This window comes from Williamsia maris, from assembly GCF_024171815.1.
Classification (GTDB): domain Bacteria; phylum Actinomycetota; class Actinomycetes; order Mycobacteriales; family Mycobacteriaceae; genus Williamsia_A; species Williamsia_A maris.
In genome coordinates this window covers 901,821-922,399 of sequence record NZ_JAMTCJ010000002.1, presented here as the reverse complement: position 1 = coordinate 922,399, position 20,579 = coordinate 901,821, and the positions used below count along the sequence as shown (strand labels likewise).

The following is a 20,579-nucleotide window of genomic DNA, read 5'->3' as shown; positions in this document are numbered from 1 at the left end:
CCTAAGTCAGTCGATTGACTTAAAGTAGCCGAGCCGCCCACCCCACCGTCCGGAAGGACGCCGCACATGTCCACCACCACACCACCGCGTTCGTCGTCGTCGACGCCGAACGTCACCCTGGTCATCATCTCGCTCGCGTTCGCGGGCATCGTCGTCTCGCTTATGCAGACGCTGCTCATCCCGATCATCCCGCAGTTGCCGACGCTGCTCGACGCGCGTTCGTCGGACACCTCCTGGGTCATCACCGCCACGCTGCTCGCCGCGGCGGTGGCCACCCCGGTCGTCGGCCGCCTCGGCGACATGTTCGGCAAGCGCCGGATGCTGCTCATCAGTGTCGCGATCCTGATCGTCGGCTCGGTGGTCGGTGCACTCAGCGAATCGCTGGCACCGCTCATCGTCGGCCGTGCCCTGCAGGGTCTGTCCGCGGGCGTCGTCCCGCTGGGCATCAGCATCCTGCGCGACGTGCTGCCCAAGGAGAAGCTGGGATCGGCCACCGCCATGATCAGCGCATCCCTGGGCGTCGGTGGCGCTCTGGGACTGCCGATCTCGGCCGTCATCGCCGACAACTGGGACTGGCACATGCTGTTCTGGGTGTCGACGGTGCTCGGTGTCGTCGTGCTGATCTCGATCACCGTGGTTCTGCCGGAATCGAAGGTCCGCACCGGCGGCGCCTTCGACCACGTCGGCGCGATCACCCTGTCGACCGCTCTGGTCGGACTCCTGCTCGCGATCTCGAAGGGCGCCGACTGGGGCTGGACGAGCGGTATGACCGCAGGGATGTTCGCGCTCGCCGTGGTCGCGTTCGCCGTCTGGGGATGGTGGGAGCTCCGGACGACACGTCCGCTGGTCGATCTGCGCGTCAGCGCGGGCCGTCAGGTCCTGCTCACCAACCTCGCCGCGGTCGTGTTCGGCATCGCCATGTTCGCGATGTCGCTGGTCTTCCCGCAGATGCTGCAGTTGCCCGAGTCGACCGGTTACGGCCTGGGCAAGTCACTGCTCGTCGTCGGACTGGTGATGGCCCCGTCGGGCTTCGTGATGATGCTGGTGTCGCCCATCTCGGCGAAGATCAGCGCATCGATGGGCCCGCGGGTCACCCTGATGGCCGGCGCGATCGTGGTGGCGGGCGCCTATGTCCTCGCTGCGTTCACGCTCACCCACCTGTGGGAGTTCATTCTCGTGTCGATCCTCATCGGCGCGGGCATCGGACTGGCCTACGGCGCGATGCCCGCGCTCATCATGGGCGCGGTGCCCGCCACCGAGACCGCGGCCGCCAACAGCCTGAACACCCTGATGCGGTCGGTCGGGACGTCGTTCGCGTCCGCGATCGCCGGTGTCGTGCTCGCGGGCATGACGCTGTCGAACGGGGTGACCCCGTCAAAGAACGCGTTCACGGTCATCCTCCTCATCGCGGCCGGCGGTGCCGTCGCGGCATTCGTGTTCGCCGCATTCCTGCCGGGGCGATCAGATGGGACGGGCGAGGCCGATCACGCCGATCGCGAACTCCAGGCGTCCCAGAGTTCGGCGTAACGGCCGCGCGCGACGAGCAACTCGTCGTGCGTCCCGACCTCGACGACGCGGCCGTGCTCGAGCACCACGATCCGATCCGCGGCGGCGGCCTGCGTGAGTCGATGTGCGACAACGAGAGTGGTGCGTCCACGGGTGGCGGCCGAAGCGGCCTGCTCCAGACCGCGCGCGCCGAGGCTGCCCGCCTCCGCCGTCGCCTCGTCGAGGACGGCGACCGCAGGATCGGCCAGGACCAGCCGGGCCAGGGCGAGCTGTTGCGCCGAGGCTGCGGTCAGTTCGCGGCCCAGTTCGCCGATCACGGTGTCCATCCCGTCGGGAAGGGCGTCGACCCACTCCAGGGCACCGACCACGTCGAGAGCGGCGCGGACCTCGTCCCGCCCCGCCGACGGATGGGCCAGTCGCACGTCGTCGACGAGGGGGCCCGCGAAGACGTGCACCTCCTGACTGACGATGGTGACCTGGCGTCGGAGCTGGTCGACGGTGAGATCGGCGACCGACACCCCGCCGATGCGGGCCGACCCGCGGGTCGGCGCGTACTGACCCGCGGCGATGGCCGCGAGCGTCGTCTTGCCCGCACCGGTGGACCCGACCAGGGCCACCCGTTCGCCGGGTGCGATCCGGATGCTCACCCCGTGCAGTACGGGATGTCCGGGGGCGTACCCGAACTCGACGTCGGACAGCTCCAGGGATGTGTCCGCCGGTTCGGCGAGCGCCGTGGTGGGCCGGGTGGCGTCGTCGGGGATGTCGACGACACCGACGAGACGCGCCAGGCTCGCGCCCGCGGACTGCACCTCGTCGAAGCTGTGCAGGATCGTCGCGATCGGGAAGAAGAGTCGGTGGAACAGCAGGGCGGCCGCGGTGGCCGCGCCCACGCTGACCAGATCTCCGCGCACCAGGAAGAAGCCGGTGATGAGAACGGCGGACAGCCCGACGAACTCGGCACGGTTGGTGCGGCCCACGAAACGGGTGAACAGCGTGACGATCCCGATCGAGATGTCGCGGGCCCGCACGGCGGCGGCGTCGATCTCACCGAGGTGCCGGTCCTCGAGTCCGTAGGCGTGCACCGTCCGTGCGCCGACCATGGCCTCCATCAGCTTCGCCGAGCGCGTGGCGACGGCCCTGCGCTGCACCGCGTATCGCGGCGCCGACCGGGTGAGGTACCACCGGAGGCTGAAGATGTAGAGCGGCGCGGCGAGCAGTCCGGCGAGACCGAGACGCCAGTCCAGACCGGTCATGGCCGCGATGCCGAGCACGGCCATCAGCATCGACGTGATCATCGTCGGCAGCACGTCGGTCACCGCGCGGCCGATGGTGTTGACGTCGTCGCCGATGCGCGACAACAGGTCTCCCTTGCCCGCGCGTTCGATCGTCGTGGTCGGCAGCGTCAGCGACCGCTCGATGACGCGTTCACGCAGCCGCGCCAGCAGTGTCTCGCCCAGCTTGCTGACCAGGTACGTCGACACCCCGGTGGTGACGCCACCGACGACGGCGGCGGCGACGATCACGACCGCGATGACGGTGATCGACGAGACCGGATCGCGGTCACGCACGCGGTCGATCAACTCGGCGAAGACGTAGGTCGGCAGCACCGACGCGGCGGCCGCGATGATCCCGACCAGCAGCATCAGGGAGGTCGACCCGACGTTGCGGCGCAGTTCGACGCGCAGCCATCGCCAGGAGTCCCGGGCGGTCGCGATCGGTAGAAGGGTGTCGGGTGCGTCGGCGGGATCGTCGGTCGCGGTGGTCGAGGAGCCGGCCATCAGCGCAGCACCGCCCGTCGGTAGTCGTCGTCGGTCTCACTGAGCTCGGCGTGCGACCCCGAGGCGACCACCCCACCGGCGGTGAGCACGACGACTCGGTCGACGCCGGCCAGCAGGGTCGGGCTGCTGGTGACCAGGACGGTGGTGAACCCGGTCTCGCCGCGGTGTCGCATCCCGGTGATCCCGTCGGCGACGGTCTTCTCGGTCACCGAGTCGATGGCGGTGGTCGGGTCGTGCAGCACCAGGACCGACGGCTCGACGAGCAGCGCCCTCGCCAGGGCGACGCGCTGGCGTTGGCCGCCGGACAGACTCGAACCGCGCTCGGTGACCGGTGCGTCGAGACCGGCGGCGTGCATGGTCACCACGTCGGTGGCGGCCGAGGAGCGCAGGGCGTCGGTGACGAGTTCGGGGTCGGGATCCGGCGCGCCCGCGGTGATGTTGGACCCAAGGGTGCCGGTGAAGATGTCGGTGATGTGCGGCTCGACGACCATGGCCTCGCGCGCCTGCCGGTGCTCGATCTCGTGCAGGTGGTTCGCCCCGAGGCGCACGGTCCCGCGGTACTCCTCCGGCGGGACCCGACCGGACAGGACCGCGACGAGCGCCTCGGCGTCGGCCGAGTTCGGGGCGACCACCCCGAGGAACTCGCCGGGCGCGACGGTCAGGTCGACATCGTCGAGGGAGCCGTAGCCCAGTCCCGAGAGCTGTAGTCCGTAGGGCGGCTCACCCGGGTCGCGTTCGCCGTCCGGCAGCAGCGACGGCGCCGCGAACACCAGCGACAGCCGGTTGGCCGACGCCCGCGCCTCGGCGACCCAGCTCGGGACCTCGGTGAGTTGGGTGAGCGGCTCGATGAGGAACTGCGCGAGTCCGATGACGGTGACGAACTGTCCGATGCTGATGTGGCCGTCGAGCGCCAGCCAGCCGGAGGCGATCGCGATGCCCGCGGACAGCAGGTTGCTGATGGTGGCCGAGACGCCTGCGAACCCGCGCTGCGTCCGCGCCGCGCGCAGCGTCGCCTGGAGCGAGGACTGGCTGATGTCCCGATAGCGCTGCGCGGCAGCCTGTTGCGCGCCGATCCCCCGCAGCGGGCGCAACCCGGCGATGAGGTCGGTGGCCACCGCGGTGGCCCGCCCCACGGTCTCCTGCTGGTCCTGCACGCGTCGCGTGATCAACGGAGCGCTCAGGTGCAGGACCGCGAGCACGACCGGCGTACCCACCAGGACACCCAGTCCGAGCGGGACGTTGATGATCATCAGCGCGACGGCGCACGCCAGGGTGGCGGTGACGGCTTCGACGATCCGCGGGATGTAGTCGAGCATGTAGGAGGCGTTGTCGGCGTCGCTGCTGGAGATGGTCAGCAGCTCACCCGACCGCAGATCGGTACGAACACCTCTCGGCGACAGGATCTTCGCGGCGACCTCGACGCGCAGGGTGCACCCCTCCCCCGCCTCGGCCCAGGTGAGGATCCGCGCGCCGAACCGCCAGGTGAGCGTCAGCGCCATGAACAGGCCGAACAGCACCGCGATCCACACGACGAGTGCGCCGACGTCGCCGGTGCTGACCGCCTTGTCGATGACCACGCCGATGACGACGGGCACGAGCACCTGTGTGATCTGGTGCAGGCCGTAGAGCAGGGACCCGGTGGTGAGCCAGCGTCGGTTGCGCACCATCCCGAGCAGCAGGATGCGCGACCCGGTCAGCACGGTCGGCGAACGGGTCTCGCCTGATCTGCCGATGTCTGCGGCGCTCATGCCTCGCGCGCGTCGGGGACGGCGGCGAGGTCGCGCCGGGCGCGGGCGGTCCGCGATGCGCGCGGGATCACCAGCGGGGTGTCGGTCTCCGGGTCGTCGATGATCTGGCATCGCAGCCCGTAGACGTCCTCGACCAGCTCGGCGGTGATGACGTCGGCCGGATTGCCCTGCGCGACGATCGATCCCGCCTTCATCGCGATGATGTGGTCGGCGAAGCGGCAGGCGTGGTTGAGGTCGTGCAGCACGGCGACGATGGTCCGGTCCTGCTCTGCGTTGAGCTCGGCGAACAGGTCGAGCAACTCGATCTGGTGGGCGATGTCGAGGAACGTCGTCGGCTCGTCGAGCAGGATCAACGGCGTCTGCTGGGCCAGGACCATCGCCACCCAGACGCGTTGGCGTTGCCCGCCGGAGAGTTCGTCGACCGGACGGCCCGCGATGGACGTCACGCCGGTGGCCTCCATGGCCTGCGCCACCGCCCGCTGGTCGTCGCGCGAGTACTGCCGCATGACCTTCTGGTGCGGGAAGCGCCCCCGGGCGACGAGGTCGGCGACGGTGATGCCCTCGGGGGCGATCGACGACTGCGGCAGCAAACCGAGTCGGCGCGCGACCTCCTTGGTCTTCAGCGAGGTGATGTCGGCACCGTCGAGGATGACGTGTCCGGTCGTCGGCTTGAGCAGGCGGGCGAGTCCGCGGAGCAGCGTCGACTTGCCGCAGGCGTTGGGGCCGACGATCGCGGTGATGGCGCCGGAGGGGATGTCGACACTCAACCCGTCGACGATGGCGCTGCCGCCGTAGCCGAGGGTCAGCGAGCGCGCCCCCAGCCGGACCCCGTCGGTGGCGTCCTGTCCTGTCGTCTCGCCCATCACACCCATTCTCCTGTCGTCGCTCATGCCTGGCGCTTCCGGGCCTGGATCACCAGCAGCCAGATGAGGTAGAGCCCGCCCACCGACACCGTCACCGCTCCGACCGGGAGCTGCGCGGGCGCGACGATCTTCTGAGCGACGAGGTCGCTGAACAACAGCAGGAACGCCCCCATCACGGCCGAGGAGACCATGCCGACGCCGGGTGCGCCCGTGAGTCGGCGGGCCAGCTGCGGTGCTGCCAGCGCGACGAAGGCGATCGGTCCCGCGGCCGCGGTCGCGACGGCCACGAGAACGACCCCGACGACGAAGTAGGCGATGCGGGCCCGTTCGGGGCGGACGCCGAGAGCGCCCGCGGCGTCGTCGCCCATCTGCAGGATCGGCAGCTGCGGTCCGATGGCGACGAGCGCGACCAACGCGACGGCGACGCACACCAGCACCGGGTAGAGCTGTCCCCACTCCAAACCGTTCAACGAGCCCTGCTGCCAGATCGACGCGGTGATCGCCTGCTGCAGTTTGATCTTGATGATGATCCACTGGTTCACCGAGCTCAGCACGGCACCGACCGCGATGCCGACGACGATGAGTCGGAACCCGGCGACACCGTTCTTGTAGGCCAGCGAGTAGACGACGGCCGCGGTGATCAGTCCGCCGACCATCGCCCCGGCGGCGGTCGTGTAGTAACTGCCGCCGAGCATGCCGATGGCCACCAGGGCACCGGTGTAGGCGCCGATCTCGAAGCCGATGACGTCGGGGCTGCCCAGCGGGTTGCGGGTGAGCGCCTGGAAGATCGCACCCGAGATGCCCAGGGCCGCACCGATGACCAGGGCCAACAGGATCCGCGGCATCCGGTACTCCAGGACGACGACCTGGTCGAAGCTGTGGTTCTGACCGGTCAGCACCTCGACCACGCCCGCGGGCGAGACCGGGTACTCCCCGACGCCGAGGGCGAAGACCGCGAGCACCAGGGCGCCGACACCGAGGACGGACAGGACGGTGATGGTGCGCCAGGACGCCCGCATCGACACCCGCGGTCCGCGGCGCAGGACGAACTGCCGTGAGCCGAAATCGACGGGGTCCAGACGTTTCTCGGGCGCGGTCACAGGCCTGTCGCATTCGAGCGGCGGATGAGCCAGATCAGCACGGGCGCCCCGACGAACGCGGTGACGATGCCGACCGGCAGTTCACCCGGCGGGATGATCACACGGCCGACGATGTCGGCGGCGAGCATGAGCGACGGCGCGGCGAACACGCAGTAGGCGCAGATCCAGCGCCAGTCGGGACCGGTGAACCATCGCACGGCGTGCGGGACCATCAGGCCCACGAAGCCGATCGGGCCGGCCGCCGCAGTCGCCGAGCCCGCGAGCAGCGTCACCGCCACGAGTCCGAGCACGCGGGTGCGCTTCACGTTGCCACCCATCGCGGCGGCGAGGTCGTCACCCAACGCGACGGCGTTGAGGGAACGGCTGACGAAGATCGACAGCACCGCACCGACGACAACGAACGGCAGGATCACCCAGACCACCGACATCGGGCGGCCGTCGAAGGCGCCTGCGTCCCAGAACCGCAACTGGTCGAAGGCGCGCGGGTTGCGCAGCCGGATCGTGTATCCGACGCCGTCCATCACGGCACCGATGGCGACACCGGCGAGCAGCACCCGCACCGGGGTGGCCTCGGCGCGGCCGGTCATGCCCACCAGGAAGACGAACACCATCGACACGAGGGCGCCGATGAAGGCGAACCAGATGTAGGACATCACCGAGGTCAGTCCGAGGAACGCGATCGCGGAGACGACGAAGAGGCTTGCGCCCGAGTTGATCCCGAGGATCTGGGTGTCGGCCAGCGGATTGCGGGTGACGCCCTGGATGAGCGCGCCGCACAGACCGAGGGCGAGGCCCACGACGATGCCGAGGATGGTGCGCGGGATCCGCAGATCGTGCACGATCCACTCGTTGCCGGTGTCGGTGTAGTCCGTCAGCGCTCGCCACACCGTGCCGAGTCCGACGGACTCGGTGCCGATGGCGAGACTGAGCACGCACATGACGAGCAGGACCCCGACGACCACGAGGAGACCGGTCCAGCGGCGGCGTCCGAGGTCGGTAGGTGCGCCGCCCGCGGGTGCGGGGGCAGCGAGATCGGACGGACCCAGGGTCGACACCACGCGCGCGGCCTACAGCCCCGCGCGCTCGAGCGCCAGGTCGAATTCCTCCGAGGCGACCTTGTCGCCCTTGCCGTCGGCCAGGGCCCGTTCGTAGACCGCGACCAGCTCGTCGCTCATCGACTCGAACTTGCGGTCCCAGGTCTCGGAGTCGAAGCGCCAGTAGCCGATGATGTCGAACTGGGCGGCGGTGAACCCGTGGTCGGAACGCAGGCGCTTGCGGATCTGCCGCGACGGCAGTGCCTCACCGGCGAACCAGCAGTAGCCGCGGCCCTCGGGATGGACGAAGTCGCCGACCAGGGCGGTGAGCGCACTCTCTGCGTATCCGTTGCCGGTGCCCACCGACATCACCACCTCGACGCCCTCGCGTCGGGGGAGGTAGGCCAGATCGGAGTCGTCACCCACCTCCACGATCGCCGTCGCGGGCGTCCCCGCGGGCAGTTCGTCGAGGATGCGGGCGAGGGCGGGCAGACCCGAGAGGTCGGCGACCAGCAGCTGCCAGTCGGTGTCGGCCGGGGGTCGGTACCAACTGCGCGCGTGCGCGAGGACCACCTGATCACCACGCTCGACCGACCGCACCCAGTCGCTGGCGACCCCTCGTTCGTGCACGACGAAGTCGACGGTGATCTGTCGTGGACCGGGCCCGCGGAGTCGCACGGTGTAGTTGCGGCCGGGTGGTGCCGCGTCGGCATCGAAGTAGGCGAGGACGCCGTCGCGGTGCTCCATCGCGGGCGGACAGTTCTCCCCGCTGCGCGGGAAGTAGATCCCGACGGCGTCATCGCCGGAGTCGGGCAGACCCAGATCGGCGAGGCCCGGCACATCGAACACGACGCGGCGCAGGCGTGGGGTCAGGTCGGTGATGGCCACGACGGCTCCGAACACGGTTCCCATGGAACATAGGCTAGCCTAAGTAGCTGTGCGACCGGTCGGCGGGCGAACCCGGACAATAAAAAGCTTCGACCGAGCTGCCGGGTCGGGGGTCTGGCAGCTCAGCCGAAGCTGTCTTGGATATCGAGTGCCGCCGGTCAGGCGTTACACATTCTCGAAAACTTTTTCTGTGGTGCCGTGACCTGCGCAAACCCCTCGGAAGTCACTTCGCGCAGATCACGGTCACCGGTGTCGATCAGACCTCGACGATGGCGGTGACGCCCTGTCCGCCAGCGGCACAGATGGAGATGAGCGCGCGACCGCCGCCGTTCGCGTGCAGCTGCTTGGCCGTCTGGGCGACGATGCGTCCACCGGTGGCGGCGAACGGGTGCCCGGCCGCGAGCGAGGAGCCGTTGACGTTGAGCTTCGAGCGGTCGATCGAGCCCAGGGCCGAGTCGAGGCCCAGGCGTCCCTTGCAGTACTCGTCGGACTCGAAAGCGGCGAGCGTGCACAGCACGACCGAGGCGAACGCCTCGTGGATCTCGTAGTAGTCGAAGTCCTGCAGGGTCAGGCCGTTGCGCTCGAGCAGACGCGGGATCGCATAGGTGGGCGCCATCAGCAGGCCGTCGGGGCCGTTGATGTAGTCGACCGCTGCGGTCTCTACGTCCACCAGGTGCGCGAGCACAGGCAGGTTCTTCTCCGCGGCCCACTCGTCGCTGGACAGCAGCACCGCCGACGCGCCGTCGGTGAGCGGCGTCGAGTTGCCCGCGGTCATCGTGGCGTCGCCGAGTCCGACACCGAAGACCGGCTTGAGCTTGGCCAGCTTCTCCACCGAGCTGTCCGGACGCAGGTTCTCGTCGCGGGTCAGGCCCAGGAACGGGGTGATCAGGTCGTCGAAGAAGCCGGCGTCGTACGCCTTGGCCATGTTCTGGTGGCTGGCCGCGGCGAGCGCGTCCTGGTCGGCGCGCTTGATGCCGAACTCCTTGGCCGTGATGGCGGCGTGGTCGCCCATCGACATGCCGGTGCGCGGCTCGCCGTTCTTGGGGATCTCGATGCCGATCTTGGGCAGCAGGGCGGCGATCGCCTTGAGGCGGTCGCCGGTGCTGCGCGCCCGGTTGACCTCGAGCAGCGCGCGACGCAGCGGCTCGGAGACGCCGATCGGCGCGTCCGAGGTGGTGTCGACGCCGCCGCCGATGCCGGCGTCGTACTTGCCGGTGGCGATGCCGTCGGCGACCAGCGAGATGGCCGAGAGGCCGGTGCCGCAGGCGTGCTGGACGTCGATGCCCGGGGTGTACGGCGACAGGGCCGAACCGAGGACGGACTCGCGGATGAGGTTGAAGTCGCGCGAGTGCTTGAGGACGGCACCGCCGGCGACCATGCCGAGACGCTCACCCTGCAGTCCGAAACGGCTCACGAGGCCGTTCAGGGTGGCGGTGAACATGTCCTGGTTGCTGGCCTTGGCGTAGGCCTTGTCCTGGCGGGCGAACGGGATGCGGTTGCCGCCGACGATCGCGACCGGCCGAACCGTCTTCGCCTTGGCGGCTCCGGACTTGGCTCGAGTGCTCTTGGATGTTCCTGCTGTTGCCACTGCTGATCTCCCCGGGTGTCGGATGGAAGCTATGGAGTATTCTTACTCGCGAGTAAGTTACTTGTCGAACCCCGCCGGGTGCCAACGCGCAACCGCCGGGTGGGGTGGGGAAAACCAAACCAACAAGGAGTCATGACGTGGCAAACACCGGCCTGTACTCGCAATTCGTTCATTCGCTTCCGGGCGCGTTCATCGCCAAGCAGGCGGGTCTGCCCGTGCCGCCGCCGCTGCGCCGGTACAAGCCGTCGGATCCGGCGCTGACCGGTCCGGTCCTGCTCGGCGGGTCCGGCCGACTGATCGAGCCCCTCCGCGAGCTGCTCGACACCCCTGACTATGAGGTGATTCACAACAACGTCACCGGCAAGTCGGCCGACAAGTTCGGCGCCGTGGTCCTCGACGCCACCGGCATCACCTCCCCGGCCGACCTCAAGGAGCTCTACGAGTTCTTCACCCCGACGCTGCGGTCGGTCACCCCGTCGGCACGTTTCCTGGTCCTGGGCACCACGCCGGAGCTGATCACCGACCCGAACGAGCGCATCGCGCAGCGCGCACTCGAGGGCTTCACCCGCTCGCTGGGCAAGGAGCTCCTCAAGGGCGCCACCGTGCAGCTCGTCTACGTCGCGCCCGACGCCCCGACCGGCCTGTCCGGTCTCGAGTCGACCGTCCGCTTCGTCCTCTCGGCGAAGTCGACGTTCGTCGACGCGCAGGTCATCCGCATCGGAACCGGTGAGGCCACCCCGCCCGCGAACTGGGACAAGCCGCTCGAGGGCCGTGTCGCCGTCGTCACCGGCGCCGCACGCGGCATCGGCGCGACCATCGCCGAGGTCCTGGCCCGCGATGGCGCGCACGTCATCGTCGCCGACATCCCGGCCGCCGGTGAGGCACTGTCGAAGACCGCGAACAAGGTCAAGGGCACCGCGTTCCCCGTCGACGTGACCGCCGCCGACGCGGGTGCGACGCTGGCCGAGCTGGCCAAGGAGCGTTTCGGCGGTATCGACATCATCGTCAACAACGCGGGCATCACCCGCGACAAACTGCTCGCCAACATGGACGCGTCGCGCTGGGACTCGGTCATCGCCGTGAACCTCCTCGCACCGCAGAAGCTGGTCGACGACCTCATCGCCGCCGACGCACTGAAGTCCGGTGGCGCGGTCATCGACGTCTCGTCGATCGCCGGCATCGCGGGCAACCGCGGCCAGACCAACTACGGCACCTCGAAGGCCGGCGTCATCGGCCTGGTCGACGCCTACGCGCCGATCCTCGCCGAGAAGGGCATCACCATCAACGCGGTGGCCCCCGGCTTCATCGAGACCGCCATGACCGCGGCGATCCCGCTCGCCACCCGCGAGGCCGGCCGCCTGATGAGCTCGCTGCAGCAGGGCGGTCAGACCGTCGACGTCGCCGAGACCGTGGCGTACTTCGCGAGCCCGGCGTCGTCCGCGGTGACCGGCAACGTGGTCCGCGTGTGCGGCCAGGCCCTGCTGGGTGCCTGAGATGGCAACCGTCGCACTCACGCGCCTCCCGGCGACCTCGGACGTCTACCGCAGCGCGGTGTTGGGGATGCTCCCCGGCATCGGCAAGAGCGGTCCGGTCCGACCGGACGCATCGCTGCCCGACACCGTTTACACGGTGTCGAACCTGACCACCGACGCCGACCAGGTCCGGGCGTATTGCTCGGCCACCGGTCTGCAGTTCGGCGAGTTCCTGCCGCTGACGTTCCCGTTCGTCGCCCAGTTCCCGCTGATGATGCAGACCATGGTCGCCAAGGCGTTCCCGTTCGGCGCGGTCGGTTCGGTGCATCTGGAGAACCGCATCCACCGACTGCGGCCGATCTCGATCGGTGAGCCGCTCTCGATCGCGACGCACGCGGAGAAGCTGCGCGAGCACCGCAAGGGCATCCTCGTCGACGTGGTCAGCCGCATCAGCGTCGGCACCGAACTGGTGACCGAGCAGGTCTCGACGCTGCTGAGCCAGCAGCGGACCAGCCTGTCCGACGGCGAGCGGTCCGCACCGCCGAAGGATCACCGACCGCCGGCGCCGGATGTCTCGCTCGCGGTGGACCTGGGGCGCATCCGTGCGTACGCCGGGGCCAGCGGCGACCGGAACCCCATCCACATGGCCAACCTGACCGCCAAGGCGTTCGGCTTCCCGCGCGCCATCGCGCACGGGATGTGGACCGCAGCAGCCATTCTCGGCAGCATCGAGGCGCACCTGCCCGACGATGTCGTCTACGAGGCGAAGTTCGGCAAGCCGATCCTGTTGCCCGCCAAGGTCAACGGATACGTCGACGCCGTCGACGGCAGCTCGGGCACGTCGGGCTACGACGTGTCGGTGCTCAACCGCAGCAAGGGCTACCCGCACCTGACCGGAACCCTGCGCGGCGCCTGAACCGATCGATCCACATGAACTCCCCGTCGTGATCTATCTCACGGCGGGGAGTTCGTGCATCTAGGTTGTTCGTTACGACTACACAATCAATGAGCTCGAAGACGTCGGGCCGATCACGAAGGAGTGAGTTCCATGTCTGCAGATTTCATCGACAAGGCACAGAACAAGGCGCAGGAAGTCGCCGGCGAGGCCAAGAAGGCGGTCGGTGACGCCACCGACAACGATGACCTCAAGGCCGAGGGCACCGCCGACAAGGCCGGCGCCAAGACCAAGCAGGCCGGCGCCAAGGTCTCCGATGCCGCCGAGGATGCCAAGGACGCCGCCTCGGACGTCGCCGACGAAGCGAAGGACAAGGCCGAGGATGTCGCGTCTGACGTGAAGGCTCAGGCCAAGGACGTCAAGGCCAAGGCCGAAGACGCCGCCGACGACGCCAAGGCGCAGGTGAAGGACGCCGCGCAGGACGCGAAGGACAAGGCCGACGAGGTCGCCGACAAGGCCAAGGACGCGGCGGCCGACGCCAAGGCCCAGGCCAAGGACGTCGCCCAGAACGCCGAGAAGAAGGCGAACGAGGTGGCCGACAAGGTCGCGTCGAACATCCGCAGCATCGACAGCCGCGACGTCGAGAAGGCCGCGACCAACCCGGCCCTCATCGCCGGTGTCGTGGCGGTCATCGCCGGCATCATCGCGGCGATCGTGATCAAGCGCCGCTGATCTCATCGGCAATCCGCTCCACTTTCATCGAAACGCTCCGGTTGCAACCGGAGCGTTTCGATGTATGTGGAGCGTTTGTGTGTGCCGTAGGCCCGGTACAACGGAGGTATGCGAAAAACGACTCTCGGAGACCTCGAAGTAGGACGAATCGGACTCGGCGCCATGGGCATGTCCCACGGTTACGGCGGATCCGGTGAGGACGACGCCGGATCGATCCGCACCATCCACCGCGCGATCGATCTCGGCGTCACCCTGATCGACACCGCCGAGGTGTACGGGCCGTACATCAACGAGGAGTTGGTCGGGCAGGCGCTGAAGGACCACCGCGACAAGGTGGTCCTCGCGACCAAGTTCGGACTGATCAAGCACTCCGACGGCGACGAGGCCGGGCTCGACAGCAGTCCCGCCAACGTGGCGACCTCGGTGGAGGGCTCGCTGCGACGCCTCGGCGTCGACCACATCGACCTCCTGTACCAACACCGCGTCGACCCGACCGTGCCGATCGAGGACACCGTCGGCGCAATGGCGGAACTGGTGACCGCGGGCAAGGTACGGCACCTCGGCCTGTCCGAGGCCTCGGTGAGCACGATCCGCAAAGCCCATGCCGTCCATCCGATCAGCGCCCTGCAGTCGGAGTACTCGCTGTTCACCCGCGACCCCGAAGACGGCGTCCTGGCCGTGCTGGCCGAGCTGGGAATCGGGTTCGTCCCGTACTCGCCGTTGGGGCGAGGATTCCTGACCGGCCAGATCCGATCGGCCGACCAGATCGGAGCGAACGACATGCGCTCGGACAACCCCCGCTTCGTCGGCGACAACTTCGCCCACAACCTCGAGCTCGTCGGCGTCGTCGAGGCGGTCGCCGAGGAGGTCGGCGCCACGAGCGGCCAGGTCGCGCTGGCGTGGCTGCTGTCGCGCGGTGAGCACATCGCCCCCATCCCGGGCACCAAGCGCATCGCGCGGGTCGAGGAGAACGTCGGCGCAGACGCGATCACACTGTCGGCCGAGCAGCTCGAGCGACTCGATTCACTCCCGCCCGCCGCCGGCGAGCACCACAACGAAGCCCAGATGCAGATGATCGAGCGCTGAGACCAGATCTCACGCACCACATACGAGGAGACGGACGTGACGAACACGGTGTCGGCGCTGTCCGGCGAACCCATCGCGGGGGTTCTGGATCAGCTCTACGAGAAGGCGAACGCGGCGCGGCCCAGCGCTCAGGGGTCGTCGGCACGCCGCCATCACCCCGGGATGAGCCCGCAGGAACGAGCCGACGCCATGTCGGATGTCTACATGACGATCAGCCCGGCCACCGGCCGGATGCTGTACTCACTGGTGCGCGCCGCACGTCCGTCGACGGTGGTGGAGTTCGGGATGTCGTTCGGTCTGTCGACGCTCTACCTCGCCGCGGCTGTGCGCGACAACGGGTTCGGACACATCCACACCACGGAGATGAGTACGGCCAAGATCGCCGCCGCGACGGCCACGTTCGCCGAGGCAGGTGTCGCCGACCTGATCTCGGTGCTCGACGGTGACGCACTCACCACGCTGCCCACCGTGCCCGGGGACATCGACTTCGTGGTTCTCGACGGCTGGAAAGAGCTGTACCTCCCCGTCGTGAATCTCCTGGAGGATCGGTTGGTCCCGGGCACGTTGCTCGTCGCCGACAACGCCGACAGTCCCGACCTGACACCGTATCTCGACCATGTTCGCGATCCGGCCAACGGTTACACGAGTGTCAATCTGCCCGGCAAGGACAACGACACCGTCGAATTGAGTTGCCGCACCTGATCATCCCTCGACACCGCACGCTCGGCGGGTCTTTTCGGCACGCTCGGTAGGTCGTTTCGGCACGCTCGGCGGCGGTTGTGGACAGACGAGAAGGGTTGTCAGACCCTTGTTTTAAACTGCACACATGATCGACGGGGGTTGGGCGGGGGTGTCGGCGGCAGCCACGGGGCTGTTGTCCGAGCCGATCGGCGCGCCGATCAACGCCCTGTTGCTGGACATGAAGCACGCGGCGGCGGGGCAGTCATATCTGGAGTGGGTGCGTCTGCGGAACGCCGCAGAATTGCACGCCCAGCTGGTCGCACCGGAGGAGGCATCCGACAAGCGCAAGCTGGATGCGCTGTCGCGCTGCGCAACCCGTGTCGCGGTACTCCACTCGATGCCGCAGTCGACCGCGGAACGGTTGATCGACACCGGGGTGGCGCTTCGCGACCGGTTACCGATGGTGGCCGAATGCCTGCGGGACGGGCTCATCACCGCCGCGCAGGTGAAGACCATCGTCGAGCGCACGGACCTCGTCACCGACCCCGACCACCAGAGGTCGGTCGACGCGGACATCACCGAATCCCTCCGCCGGGGCGGGTCGTGGTCGGCACACCGGATGCGGGACATGATCGATCGCGTCATCTTCCGGGTCGATCCCGCGGCGGTTCGCGCCCGGCGCAAAGCGGCGGTCGATGCCCGCTCCTTCTGGCTGGACCGCGGCGACGACGGCATGGGCATCATCAGCTCGTCGATGACCGCGGAGAACGCCATCGCGATGTTCCGTCGTGTCGAGACCGTTGCCGAGCACGTCTGCTCGCAGGATCCACGTACGAAGAGCGCCCGCAAGAGCGACGCCCACTTCTGCCTCGTCATGAACGTGGCGTGGGAATGCCAGTGCGGCAACCCCGATTGCGACGCCGAGCCGGTGCCCGACGCGGACGGGCCCGCAGCGCGTGAGATCGCGATGCCGACATCGAAAGCCGTCGTCACCGTGCTCTGCGATCTCGAGACCGCGGCAGGCGACGGCGAGGACCCCGGGTTCATCGACGGCTACGGCGTCGTCTCCGCTGACCACATCCGCGACATCATCGCCCATCCGGCGACCCGGATCCGGCCGATGGGCTTCGACGACGCACCCCTGAAACCGACGCAGCCCGGAGATCCCTACCGTCCGTCGACCGCACTGGACACCGTCATCCGCGCTCGTGGCCTGTACTGCGACATCCCCGGCTGCAACCAACCGGCGTGGCGCTGCGACCTCGACCACACCGACGAGTACGACCACGAGAACCCTGAACGCGGCGGACAGACCTGCCGCGAGGGCATGGGACCCAAATGCCGGTTCCACCACAACATGAAGACGTTCAGCGACTTCCTCGACACCCTGACGATCGATGACAACGGACGCGCCACCACGACGATCGTCACCCCCGAGGGGCTGATCGTCCCCGGCCCGGCGTTCACCGGCGACGACCTGTTCCCGTCGTTGCGTGACATCGAGTTCGAGCGACCGAGCCACGCCCCACCGGATCCCGACTGCACGGCTCCCGACGCCGAACCCACCAGACGCCGAACCCGCCTGGAGGAGAAGCACGCCCGCCGACGCACGGCCCGTGCCGCCAACCAACAACGTCTCGACGACGCCGCGGCCGCGGCCGCAGACGCGCCTGAGCCCGTCATCGAGACACCGCCGCCGCCAACCCGGTTCTCCTGGGAGGGCTTCGGCGACGACCCGCCGTTCTGAGCCGCGTCAGGAACCACCGATGCGAGGATCGCTGATGCCGTGAGCACCCGTTTCGACGCGCCCGGCGAGGGTTCGGACGTGGTCTGCGAGGCGTACTTCGACGCTGTACCAGCCGTGGTCGAGGACGGGCGCGTATCCGGTCCGCCCATCGGCGGGCACCACGACCGATCGGCCCACGCCACCGTGTTCGGTGATCGTCACAGTGAACGGCTCAGCCGTGGAATTGGTGATCGTGAGTCGCAGTGCGGCACCGTCGACCTTCTCGGCGATCGTCATGCCCTTCGCGGTTCCGCGCACCTCACGGAAGAAGCCATTCGGTCCGTGCACCGCGATCTGATTCGCAGGCACCGACGCCCGCAGGGTCGCCCCGGCCCCCACCGTGAAGCTGTGGGGAACCGGCAACGCCGCCGACCGTACCTGGAAGTGCGCACCGAGACTCCCGGCATTGACCACGGTGAGATCCGCGGATCCCGGTGTGACGGCAATGGTCGTCGCGAGTCGATACGCCAGGCCACGCGACGGACGTGAGCCACGCTCCTGCACCGGGACGGCGCCGACCGCAGGGGGTGCCGGGCGGTAGTCGGGATGCTTCACGTGATCGGGGCGGTAGCCCGCGGTCGCAGGCAGGCGCGGAACCGCCGACTTCTGGATCGTGAAGTCGAATGCCGAGGTGAGGTCTCCGCACACGGAGCGCCGCCACGGTGTGATGTTCGGTTCCCTCACACCGAACCGCTTCTCCATCAGACGCAGGATGGACGTGTGGTCGAAGACCTCTGAACACACCCAGCCACCGGAACTCCACGGCGAGATCACCATCATCGGAACCCGTTGACCGAGACCGTAGGCACCGGCGGGATCGGTGCCTCGCCCCGAGAACACCTCGTCGACCGTGCTCACAGTCGAATCGCCCGGGACACCGGCACCGTGGGGATGCGGAGGAACGATGTGATCGAAGAAGCCGTCGTTCTCGTCGTAGGTGATCAACAATGCGGTGCGCGCCCAGGTGTCCGGGTCGGATGTCAACGCGTTGAGCACGTTCGCGATGTACCAGGCGCCGTAGTTGACCGGCCAACTCGGATGCTCGGTGTACGCCTCGGGCGCGACGATCCACGCGATCTTCGGGAGAGAACCGGCTTTCACGTCCCGCCGCAGACCGTCGAACAGCGAAGCGTCACCGCCGGACGCGGCCTGGGTTCCGACGCGCGCCTTCGCATACAGCGCATCTGTCGACGCGGCCGTGCGATATCGGTTGAAGTACAGGAGCGAGTTGTCGCCGTAGTTGCCGACGTACGGGTCCTTTGCGTACCCCCACGACCCGGCTGCGTCGAGCCCGGTACCGCTGTCCTGATAAATCTTCCACGAGACGCCGGCCTTCTCGAGGCGCTCCGGGTAGGTGGACCAGTCGTATCCCTTCTCGGCGTTGTCGATCACGGGACCGCCGCCGCGGCCGTCGTTGCCCACCCATCCGGTCCACATGTAGTACCGGTTCGGGTCGGTGGGTCCGAGCAGTGAGCAGTGATAGTTGTCGCAGACGGTGAATGCGTCCGCCAACGCGTGGTGGAAGGGCATGTCGTCGCGCAGTAGGTGCGCCATGGTGGTCGGCGTCTTCGCCGGGATCCACTGGTCGTAGTGGCCGGAGTTGAACGCTCTGTGCCCGCCGGCCCACGAGTGATCGAGATCCTCGATGAACGTCAGCCCCAGATCGTCGTGGTCCGGGTGAAAGGGTGCGATGTCGCGCGACCCGTCCGACTGGAACCAGACCGACTTCCCGTCCCTGCGCTTCGCCGGATGCGGATCACCGAACCCCCGCACCCCGCGCATCGATCCGAAATAGTGGTCGAAGGATCTGTTCTCCTGCATCAGGACCACGATGTGCTCGACGTCGGCGAGCGTACCGGTGGTGCGCGCTGCGGGGATGTCGGCGGCGCGGGCGATGCTGTCGGACAGGAACGTCGCCGCGGCGACTCCACCGGACAGTTGCAAGAATCTACGACGATCGACTGAGGGCATTCTGCGGACCGTAAGGTGCTCACATTAACGAAGGAATGCGTGTGGACGAACGGTACGACAATGCGCCCGAGCAGTTCGCCCGAATCGGAGATATCCGACTGTGCCACCAAATCTTTGGCGACGAGAGCGATCCGACGGTCGTGCTGATCATGGGACTGGGTCTCGACATGCTGTGGTGGCGCGACGAGTTCTGCGCCGACCTGGTCGGTCGTGGGCTCCGCGTCGTCCGGTTCGACAACCGCGACGTCGGCCGCTCGACGCACCTGACCGGTCCGATCCCCACCGCGTGGCAGTACCTGCGCCGATCGGCGCCGGTGACCTACTCCCTCGAGGACATGGCCGACGACACCGCAGGGCTCATGAGAGCGGTCGCGCCCCGCGGCGCCCACATCGTCGGCGTCTCGCTGGGATCGTTCATCGCGCAGCAGACCGCGATCCGGCATCCGGATCTCGTGCAGTCGCTCGTCTCGATCATGGGCCGCCCGGGCGACCGCCGGAACGGGAAGTCCTCGAAGCGGTATCTGCTGTCCGGGCTGCGCTCTCCGAAGCCGGACCCGGTCGACGAGATGGTCGCCGCGTTCGAGCGGATCGGATCCCGCGACCGGACCGACGCCGACGAGAACGACGTCCGCACGATCATGCCGCGCTCACTGGCCCGGTCGGGCGGCGACGACACCGGCTCCGGCAGGCAGATCGCGGCGATCTTCGCCGAGACCGACCGCACCCGCGGTCTACGGGACCTGCGGATCCCGGCACTGGTGATCCACGGCGACGCCGACCGTGTCATCGCCCCGTCCGGCGGGCGGGCCACCGCGGCCGCGATGACGAGCGCCGAACTGCTGACCATCCCCGGCATGGGTCACGATCTCGCGCGACAGCACTGGGACTCCGTGCTCGACGGGATCGAGCGAACGGTGCGCCGCGCGGAAACGACCACCTCAGCCTGAGGTCAGGCGCTGTTCGTAGGTGCGGACCGCATCGATCAGGATCCCGAACACCCGATGGGCGGTCGCCAGGTCGTCCTCGTCGACGTCGGCGAGGGCGCCGCGGGTCAGTTCGCCCAGCGGACCGAAGAACTCGCGCGCGACCTCCATCCCGTGGTCGTCGTAGCGCAGGATCACCCGGCGGCGATCACCCGGATCGGGCTCACGGCGGATGTGCCCCGAGCTGATCATGCGCTCGACGAGGTAGGTCATGGCCGCCGACGACATCCCCAGCGAGGTGCCCAGCCGCCCTACGGTCAACGGCGTGCCCTCCACATCGGCCACCATGATCCGCAACAGGGCCTGGAAATCGTTGGCACCGAGCTCATGCTGTCCCGCGAACACCCGGCCCAACTGCTCGGACGCGGCCGCCAGCGCACGCATGTCCGCCGCCATCGCCGACTCGAGCTCCGCACGTTCCACGACGGCAGCTTACCCACGACCTCACGATAAGTCTCATTTGCTTAA

Annotated in this window: 17 protein-coding genes; 8 read left to right on the top strand and 9 right to left on the bottom strand. The window is 68.5% G+C overall.

Features of this window, described 5'->3' with window-relative positions; translation table 11 throughout:
• The first annotated feature begins 66 nt into the window (after positions 1–66).
• On the top strand, positions 67–1,527 hold the full coding sequence (locus LX13_RS11270) for an MFS transporter (protein ID WP_253661404.1): 1,461 nt from the start codon (positions 67–69) through the stop codon (positions 1,525–1,527).
• Here the strand turns inward: LX13_RS11270 and LX13_RS11265 are convergent.
• From LX13_RS11265 to LX13_RS11235, 7 genes are all read right to left on the bottom strand, one after another.
• Positions 1,485–3,284, bottom strand: coding sequence for an ABC transporter ATP-binding protein (locus LX13_RS11265; protein ID WP_253661403.1), 1,800 nt, complete (start codon positions 3,282–3,284; stop codon positions 1,485–1,487). The genes LX13_RS11270 and LX13_RS11265 overlap by 43 nt on opposite strands.
• Positions 3,284–5,032 (bottom strand): ABC transporter ATP-binding protein, encoded by a 1,749-nt coding sequence (locus LX13_RS11260; RefSeq protein ID WP_253661402.1) that lies wholly within the window; start codon positions 5,030–5,032, stop codon positions 3,284–3,286. Before LX13_RS11260 ends, LX13_RS11265 begins: the two co-directional genes overlap by 1 nt.
• Entirely contained in the window at positions 5,029–5,895 is an 867-nt protein-coding gene (locus LX13_RS11255) for an ABC transporter ATP-binding protein (RefSeq protein WP_253661401.1), read from the bottom strand. The genes LX13_RS11260 and LX13_RS11255 overlap by 4 nt, the downstream gene beginning before the upstream one ends.
• A 23-nt stretch (positions 5,896–5,918) precedes the next feature.
• Entirely contained in the window at positions 5,919–6,914 is a 996-nt protein-coding gene (locus LX13_RS11250) for a FecCD family ABC transporter permease (RefSeq protein ID WP_253661821.1), read from the bottom strand.
• A gap of 77 nt (positions 6,915–6,991) precedes the next feature.
• Positions 6,992–7,957, bottom strand: coding sequence for a FecCD family ABC transporter permease (locus LX13_RS11245; RefSeq protein ID WP_372499904.1), 966 nt, complete (start codon positions 7,955–7,957; stop codon positions 6,992–6,994).
• 105 nt (positions 7,958–8,062) lie between these two features.
• Positions 8,063–8,941, bottom strand: coding sequence for a siderophore-interacting protein (locus LX13_RS11240; RefSeq protein ID WP_253661399.1), 879 nt, complete (start codon positions 8,939–8,941; stop codon positions 8,063–8,065).
• Positions 8,942–9,173: 232 nt separating this feature from the next.
• Positions 9,174–10,505: an acetyl-CoA C-acetyltransferase gene (locus LX13_RS11235; protein ID WP_308214733.1), complete on the bottom strand. Its 1,332-nt coding sequence runs from the start codon at positions 10,503–10,505 to the stop codon at positions 9,174–9,176.
• Between the two features lie 137 nt (positions 10,506–10,642).
• Between LX13_RS11235 and LX13_RS11230 the strand changes: the two genes are divergently transcribed.
• From LX13_RS11230 to LX13_RS11205, 6 genes are all read left to right on the top strand, one after another.
• The gene (locus LX13_RS11230; protein WP_188486966.1) at positions 10,643–11,998 is read left to right on the top strand and encodes a 3-oxoacyl-ACP reductase; all 1,356 of its coding nucleotides are present in this window, start codon (positions 10,643–10,645) and stop codon (positions 11,996–11,998) included.
• 1 nt (position 11,999) lies between these two features.
• Complete coding sequence (locus LX13_RS11225) at positions 12,000–12,893, top strand: MaoC family dehydratase (RefSeq protein WP_253661398.1); 894 nt, start codon at positions 12,000–12,002, stop codon at positions 12,891–12,893.
• Positions 12,894–13,025: 132 nt separating this feature from the next.
• Entirely contained in the window at positions 13,026–13,604 is a 579-nt protein-coding gene (locus LX13_RS23475; RefSeq protein ID WP_308214732.1) for a CsbD family protein, read from the top strand.
• A 108-nt stretch (positions 13,605–13,712) separates the two neighbouring features.
• Complete coding sequence (locus LX13_RS11215; RefSeq protein ID WP_253661397.1) at positions 13,713–14,690, top strand: aldo/keto reductase; 978 nt, start codon at positions 13,713–13,715, stop codon at positions 14,688–14,690.
• A 36-nt stretch (positions 14,691–14,726) separates the two neighbouring features.
• The gene (locus LX13_RS11210) at positions 14,727–15,392 is read left to right on the top strand and encodes an O-methyltransferase (RefSeq protein WP_253661396.1); all 666 of its coding nucleotides are present in this window, start codon (positions 14,727–14,729) and stop codon (positions 15,390–15,392) included.
• Positions 15,393–15,516: 124 nt separating this feature from the next.
• A complete protein-coding gene (locus LX13_RS11205) occupies positions 15,517–17,118 on the top strand; it encodes a DUF222 domain-containing protein (RefSeq protein WP_253661395.1) in 1,602 nt (533 codons plus the stop codon).
• Positions 17,119–17,124: 6 nt separating this feature from the next.
• Here LX13_RS11205 and LX13_RS11200 read toward each other — a convergent pair whose 3' ends face one another.
• On the bottom strand, positions 17,125–19,128 hold the full coding sequence (locus tag LX13_RS11200) for a phosphocholine-specific phospholipase C (RefSeq protein WP_253661394.1): 2,004 nt from the start codon (positions 19,126–19,128) through the stop codon (positions 17,125–17,127).
• A gap of 35 nt (positions 19,129–19,163) precedes the next feature.
• On the opposite strand from LX13_RS11200, the gene LX13_RS11195 reads away from it, so the two are divergent.
• Positions 19,164–20,075 (top strand): alpha/beta fold hydrolase, encoded by a 912-nt coding sequence (locus LX13_RS11195; RefSeq protein ID WP_301300870.1) that lies wholly within the window; start codon positions 19,164–19,166, stop codon positions 20,073–20,075.
• Here LX13_RS11195 and LX13_RS11190 read toward each other — a convergent pair.
• Complete coding sequence (locus tag LX13_RS11190) at positions 20,067–20,507, bottom strand: MarR family winged helix-turn-helix transcriptional regulator (RefSeq protein ID WP_253661819.1); 441 nt, start codon at positions 20,505–20,507, stop codon at positions 20,067–20,069. The genes LX13_RS11195 and LX13_RS11190 overlap by 9 nt on opposite strands.
• Between the last annotated feature and the right edge of the window lie 72 nt (positions 20,508–20,579).

Bases quoted from the DNA above. Each gene is read 5' to 3' on its own strand.
- LX13_RS11270 (WP_253661404.1), top strand. From the start codon at position 67: ATGTCCACCACCACACCACCGCGTTCGTCGTCGTCGACGCCGAACGTC.
- LX13_RS11265 (WP_253661403.1), bottom strand. From the start codon at position 3,284: ATGGCCGGCTCCTCGACCACCGCGACCGACGATCCCGCCGACGCACCC.
- LX13_RS11260 (WP_253661402.1), bottom strand. From the start codon at position 5,032: ATGAGCGCCGCAGACATCGGCAGATCAGGCGAGACCCGTTCGCCGACC.
- LX13_RS11255 (WP_253661401.1), bottom strand. From the start codon at position 5,895: ATGGGCGAGACGACAGGACAGGACGCCACCGACGGGGTCCGGCTGGGG.
- LX13_RS11250 (WP_253661821.1), bottom strand. From the start codon at position 6,914: ATGCGGGCGTCCTGGCGCACCATCACCGTCCTGTCCGTCCTCGGTGTC.
- LX13_RS11240 (WP_253661399.1), bottom strand. From the start codon at position 8,941: ATGGGAACCGTGTTCGGAGCCGTCGTGGCCATCACCGACCTGACCCCA.
- LX13_RS11225 (WP_253661398.1), top strand. From the start codon at position 12,000: ATGGCAACCGTCGCACTCACGCGCCTCCCGGCGACCTCGGACGTCTAC.
- LX13_RS23475 (WP_308214732.1), top strand. From the start codon at position 13,026: ATGTCTGCAGATTTCATCGACAAGGCACAGAACAAGGCGCAGGAAGTC.
- LX13_RS11215 (WP_253661397.1), top strand. From the start codon at position 13,713: ATGCGAAAAACGACTCTCGGAGACCTCGAAGTAGGACGAATCGGACTC.
- LX13_RS11205 (WP_253661395.1), top strand. From the start codon at position 15,517: ATGATCGACGGGGGTTGGGCGGGGGTGTCGGCGGCAGCCACGGGGCTG.
- LX13_RS11200 (WP_253661394.1), bottom strand. From the start codon at position 19,128: ATGCCCTCAGTCGATCGTCGTAGATTCTTGCAACTGTCCGGTGGAGTC.
- LX13_RS11195 (WP_301300870.1), top strand. From the start codon at position 19,164: ATGCGTGTGGACGAACGGTACGACAATGCGCCCGAGCAGTTCGCCCGA.
- LX13_RS11190 (WP_253661819.1), bottom strand. From the start codon at position 20,507: ATGGCGGCGGACATGCGTGCGCTGGCGGCCGCGTCCGAGCAGTTGGGC.